This window comes from Arthrobacter pascens (assembly GCF_017052465.1).
Lineage (GTDB): Bacteria > Actinomycetota > Actinomycetes > Actinomycetales > Micrococcaceae > Arthrobacter > Arthrobacter pascens.
On the sequence record NZ_JAFHKT010000032.1, the window covers coordinates 1 to 387 of the forward strand.

The window sequence follows — 387 nt, forward strand, 5'->3', positions numbered from 1 at the left end:
ATGTCGGCGCGGATGGCGTCCGGGTTTTCACTCATCGGTGATCTCCATTGGGTTTCAGGGTGGGGGGAATTTCCTGGATGGTCTCGGCGGTCTGGGGCATGCCCTTGATGGCTTTGAGTTCCTTGCGGCCGACCGATGCCAGGATGGCGGCGATGATGCCCCAGATCACGGCGACGACGACGGCGGACCAGCCCAGGCCCATCAGCTCGCCCAGGGCGTACCAGAGGGCGACGGAGAGGAACAGGAGGACGAAGTGGCCGGCGACGCCGGCGCCGGCGAGCATGCCGCCGCCCTTTCCGGCCCTCGTGGCTGACTGTTTCGCTTCTGCCTTGGCCAGTTCCACTTCCTGACGCATCAGGGTGGAGAGGTCCCGGGTGACATCACCCA

Annotated in this window: 1 protein-coding gene; it reads right to left on the reverse strand. The window is 65.6% G+C overall.

Features of this window, described 5'->3' with window-relative positions:
* Positions 1-31 precede the first annotated feature (31 nt).
* On the reverse strand, positions 32-387 hold a 356-nt coding region (locus JYA52_RS00135; protein ID WP_205651150.1), incomplete at its 5' end, for a phage holin family protein.